This window comes from Ruminococcus callidus ATCC 27760 (genome assembly GCF_000468015.1).
In the GTDB taxonomy this organism is placed as follows: Bacteria; Bacillota; Clostridia; order Oscillospirales; family Ruminococcaceae; genus Ruminococcus_C; species Ruminococcus_C callidus.
The window spans coordinates 1-4,812 of record NZ_KI260498.1 but is presented as its reverse complement, the minus strand read 5'-3'; the positions used below and the strand labels follow the sequence as shown (position 1 = coordinate 4,812).

The following is a 4,812-nucleotide window of genomic DNA, read 5'->3' as shown; positions in this document are numbered from 1 at the left end:
AAAGTCGCCAGACGCTCTTTGTGTGGTATTGCCTCAAATCAATCATTTGCATGATAATGCTGCAGATAAAGGAGATTTTACTATGCCAAATCAACCGGAACGTTTCCGTGACACCAGCCTGCCTATTATTGAACGGGTGAAAGACCTGCTTTCCCGTCTGACCATAGAAGAAAAGATCCACCTGCTCTCCACCCATCAGCTGCCTGTAGAACGGCTGGGCATCGGAGAATGGTATGTGGGTCAGGAAGTGGCACGGGGCTATGTTTCCCGCGAAAAGACAGAGCCGTCTACCGTGTTCCCGCAGCCGATCGGGCTGGCTTCTACCTTTGACCCGAACCTCATGGAACAGCTGGGAGAAATTGCCGGCGAAGAAGCCCGCTATTATCACCGGAAAGATCCCAAGGGGCACCTGATGCTCTGGGGACCTACAGTCGATCCGGAACGTGATCCCCGCTGGGGACGCACAGAAGAGGGCTACGGCGAAGACCCGTTTCTGATCGGAGAAATGACCACCGCCTATACGCAGGGCATGGCCGGTGACCACCCGACATACCGCCGTGTGATCCCCACACTGAAACACTTTTGTGCCAACAACAACGAAAAAGAACGGAACAGCTGTTCTTCCAACGTCACCCCGCGAACACTGCGGGAATACTATTACCGTGCCTTTGAAGCTTCTATCGTCCGCGGCGGCACAGGCTCTATGATGACGGCTTATAATGAGCTAAACGGCGTTCCCGCCTGCATGAATCCCGACCTGAAAACGCTGGTAAAAAAGCAGTGGGGGCTGGAATTCATTGTGACAGACGGAGCAGATTTTTCCCAGAATGTGCTGGCACACCATTCTCACGCCACCCATGCAGAGGCTCTTGCCGCCTGCCTGAAAAACGGCAATGATGTGATGACCGATGAAGCAGACATGGTGGCGGCAGCAGCCAGAGATGCACTGGACAGAGGGCTGTTGACAGAAGCCGATATTGACCGTGCTGTGGGGAATTCTCTCTCCGGACGGTTCCGGCTGGGAGAATTTGACGGGGACAGCTGTCCCTATAACACCGAGCCGGCGGAAACGGACACGCTGCTGCACCGTGCAGTGAACCGCTGTGCTGCCATGGAACAGATGTGCCTGCTCCATAACCGCGGGATCCTGCCGCTGCAATTGCAGCCTGATGCCAGGGTCGCTGTGATCGGGCCGCTGGGAAACGAGAACTATCGGGACTGGTACACCGGCGTTTCTTCCTATGCCGTACCGATTTTGGAGGGACTGCGGCAGCAGCTGGGGGCAGAAAATGTGCTGTTTGATGACGGTTATTCTGTGGTCGCCCTTCAGTCTGTGGAAACCGGAAAGTACTGCACCGTTTCTGCGGACGGTACGCTCCGTGCGGCAGCAGAACAGATCGGCGAACGGGAAACCTTTTTGCTTCACGACTGGGATTTTGGCAGCATGAATCTCCGTGCCTGCTGCAACGGCAAGTACGTCACCGAAAACGGCACCTATCAGGCAGTCAGCGATACGCCCTATGAGTGGTTCATTCGGGAATGGCTCAAACCGGAGCCGTATGGAGATGCCATGCGGTTTGGCAGCTGGCATGATTGTCCTATGGACATCGCACTGCAGCCGGACGGCACGCTCCGTGCAGTTTCTCACGGAAAGCCCACACCAGACCGGCTGTTCCGGCTGGTGCCGGTGGAGGACGGCGTCACCCGTGCGGCGGCTCTGGCGAAACAGGCGGACGTGGTCATTCTCTGTCTGGGCAACCACCCCATGCAGGTGGCACGGGAGTGCTATGACCGTCCCGATCTGGAACTGCCGGCACATCAGAAAAACTTGCTGCGTGCTGTACAGGCTGCCAATCCCAACACCGTGCTGACTGTGGTTTCCAGCTATCCCTATGCTCTGGGGGAAGCGATGGAACTGCTGCCGGCGATTCTCTATACCACCCATGCCGGACCGGAACTGGGCAACGCCGTAGCGGATACGCTGCTGGGGAAAAACAATCCGGCGGCACGCTGTCCGATCACATGGTATCGTTCCGCACAAGATCTGCCGGACATCATGGAATATGACATCATTTCGGCAGAGCGTACCTATTTATATGACACGGTTGAACCGCTGTTCCCCTTTGGGCATGGTTTGTCCTATTCCAGTTTCGTCTACCGTGATTTTACTGCGGAGGAGAAGCCGGAAGGCATGCTGTTCCGGCTGACTGTAGAAAATACCTCTCAGCGGGACGGGGATGAAGTGGTACAGCTTTACTATCGGGCACTGCACCCTCGTGTCAAGCGTCCGCTCCGACAGCTGTGCGGCTTCCAGCGAGTGCCAGTGCCGGCAAATACAGCGGTGCCGGTGACAATTTTTGTTCCGTGGTACGCTTTGGAATACTATGACGTGACACAGGAAAAAATGCTGGTGGAACAAGGCGAGTACCGCTTTTCTGCGGGGGCATCTTCCGCGGACATTCGGCAAGAATTGGAATGCACAGTTTCCGGTGAAGTGATCCCACCGCGAAATCTCTCCCATTCTATATGCATCAAGAACTATGACAGCAAGCACGGCATAGAAATCACTCTGCGATTCTCGTACCGAAAGAACGACTGGTACGGCTGCACCAATGACTGGGGCGGCAGTTTTACCTTTGCCGATGCAGATTTTGCCGGCTATACCAAGGCAGAACTGTGGGCAGCAGCACCTTGTTCGCAGGCAGGTGTTGCCATCTACGCAGGAGAACAGCAGCTGGGCAGTGTGGAGATCCTGCCTTCTCGCAGCATGGACGATTTCCAGCTGTACACGATCCCGCTGAAGCCCTATACCGGACAGGCAGACCTGCGGCTGGAAATCACCGGCATGGCAAGTGTGTACCGGATTCAGCTGGGTTGAGGCAATACCTGGGCTTGTTTGAAAAAGAGAATTCTCTCTTAACGGAAACACTGCATAAAGCCACACATGACGCTCCGCCTTTCCCACAGTTCTCATACCTCCCCAAAAACAAAAAAAGACAGACCACGGTCTGTCTTTTTTTTCTTTCTTCAAAGCATGGATATTCCATTGCGTGCAATCTTTTCCGCCTGCTTTTTTAGACGAAGTTCCCGAAAAAAATCCCGCAGGATCTGGGCACATTCCGCCTGCAATAAACCGGCATGTACCTCCGGTGTCCAGTTGTAGGGCAGAGTGAACAGCTGTTCCACCGAATCCACTGCCCCGCCCTTGGGGTCGGCTGTGCCATAGACCACCTGTTCCAGACGGGCATGCAGAATCGCTCCCGCACACATGGGGCAAGGTTCCAACGTCACGTACAGAGCACTGTCCAGCAGCCGCCAGCCGCCCAGTGTCCGGCTCGCCGCATCGATCGCCATGATTTCTGCATGAGCAAGAGGCGAACGGTCTGCTTCCCGCCGGTTATATCCCTCGCCGATGATCCGTCCGGTGGATTTCTGCACCACCACTGCCCCCACAGGAACTTCGCCCATTGCCGCAGCCTGTGCTGCCAGTTCCAGAGCACGCATCATGTACCGTGCCTTGGGGACAAATCCGGTTTCCGTCAAAAAATCACCTCGATCACCATCAGAATCACACAGAGGATCAGCACAATGCTCAGCGGTCCCACATGCATCACCGTATAGAGCCGTTCCCGCAGGGTCAGGTAATGCTTCTGTGTCAGCAGGGCGGGATTTTTACGGGTGGGACGAATGGACAGCAGGCAGAGCAGAATTCCCGCTATCAGCACGAGAAACAGAAACAGCAAGCAATACGACTGCCAAAACGACGACTGCCAGATCTCCATTGCAAACAACCCGAACAGCATCACATGGTACAGCAGCCGGCAGAATATAGCCGGTACCACAGAACCACTCCGCAGAACGGCGACACCGGAAACCAGCGAAAAAGTCAGTTCCATCAATATCGTGGTGCAGCTATGGGACAGACAAACTGCAACAACTGCTGTCAGGATCACCGCATCCCAGTCCCCGAACTGCCGCAGCACATGAAGCATATCCCCATGCAGAAGCAGTTCTTTGCAGATGCTGATCGCCAGCACTTCAAAAACCAGATAAACGATCTGGTAAGAACGCCGCATATACGAAACGGTGTAATACGCTTCCCCCAGCGTACTGCTGCTCAGAAAATTCACCGGCGAAAACAGCAGCCACACATTAGCGACCGCAAAAACGATCAGTGTCACCGCAATAGCAGCCGGAAACTCCCGCGGTGAATCCAGCTTCCAGTGATACGCCACACGCCGCGGCATGCGGAAACAGCACCGGAGGATCAGCACAGGCACCATGAATTTCAGCACCGTCTTGCACATCAGAATGACCAGAACCGCCGTCTGGTTGCCGTAAACAGTGCCGTCACTGTAGCAATAGCCTACGTCCATTCCGGCTATCTGAGCGATGCCCATCAGGATCGCTGTCAGCAGGTTTTCGATCAGCAGATAGGCAAATATCGCCATGCCGATCACCATGGTGATCTGTATGAGCGACCGCCGTTCTTCCGCAGCCGGGTCTGGTTCATGAAACCCTTTTCCCTCGATGTAAACCGCTTCTTTTTTCTGTTTCTTGCAGCGAAAGGCATATGGGTTATCTTCTTTGTTCCGCCATGCACGGAATGCATGATTATATGCTTCCGAAACATTGCTGTAGTTGGAATCTGCAATCACGTCCACCGTATCCGAAACGGCAGCAGAAGGCTTCTCCAGATTTTGTAATTTCATATGTTATTACGCTCCCCTCAAGCGTCATCTCAAACGGAAACGCCCTTCTCCGCGGCATTTCCTTTCAGGGAACACTGCATAAAGCCCGCCTGACGGCTTT

Annotated in this window: 3 protein-coding genes; 1 reads left to right on the top strand and 2 read right to left on the bottom strand. The window is 54.6% G+C overall.

Features of this window, described 5'->3' with window-relative positions; all coding sequences use genetic code 11:
* Window positions 1-82 precede the first annotated feature (82 nt).
* Window positions 83-2,878, top strand: a complete 2,796-nt coding sequence (locus RUMCAL_RS13780) for a glycoside hydrolase family 3 C-terminal domain-containing protein (protein WP_040648396.1) — start codon at window positions 83-85, stop codon at window positions 2,876-2,878.
* 149 nt (window positions 2,879-3,027) lie between these two features.
* Here the strand turns inward: RUMCAL_RS13780 and tadA are convergent, their stop codons facing one another.
* Together tadA and RUMCAL_RS13770 are read right to left on the bottom strand one after the other, a co-directional pair.
* Window positions 3,028-3,543, bottom strand: a complete 516-nt coding sequence (gene tadA / locus RUMCAL_RS13775; RefSeq protein ID WP_021683626.1) for a tRNA adenosine(34) deaminase TadA — start codon at window positions 3,541-3,543, stop codon at window positions 3,028-3,030.
* Window positions 3,540-4,712: a CPBP family glutamic-type intramembrane protease gene (locus tag RUMCAL_RS13770; RefSeq protein WP_021683625.1), complete on the bottom strand. Its 1,173-nt coding sequence runs from the start codon at window positions 4,710-4,712 to the stop codon at window positions 3,540-3,542. Before RUMCAL_RS13770 ends, tadA begins: the two co-directional genes overlap by 4 nt.
* Window positions 4,713-4,812 lie beyond the last annotated feature (100 nt).